Origin of the sequence: Achromobacter sp. GbtcB20, assembly GCF_019091095.1 — a bacterium.
Taxonomy (GTDB): Bacteria; Pseudomonadota; Gammaproteobacteria; order Burkholderiales; family Burkholderiaceae_B; genus Achromobacter; species Achromobacter mucicolens.
The window spans coordinates 1-228 of sequence record NZ_JAGXJZ010001005.1; the positions used below are offsets into that span (position 1 = coordinate 1).

The 228-nt window shown below is 67.1% G+C and carries 1 protein-coding gene; it reads left to right on the forward strand.

Annotated elements, in window-relative coordinates; translation table 11 throughout:
* A partial coding sequence (locus KVT32_RS32010; protein ID WP_217619628.1) for a BlaI/MecI/CopY family transcriptional regulator occupies positions 1-228 on the forward strand: 228 nt, incomplete at both ends.

The following is a 228-nucleotide window of genomic DNA, read 5'->3' on the forward strand; positions in this document are numbered from 1 at the left end:
GGCGCGGCCACCGCGCGCCAGGTGCACGAGGCGATGCAAAAGAACCGTCCCGACGTCACCTACGCCACCGTCCTGCGTCTGATGCAGATCATGCACGGCAAGGGCATCCTGATCCGCGACGAGAGCGAACGTTCCCACGTCTACGCGCCGGCCCAGCCCCAGGATTCCCTGCAGACCAACCTCCTGAAAGACCTGATGCAGCGCGCCTTCGCCGGCTCCGCCAAGGCC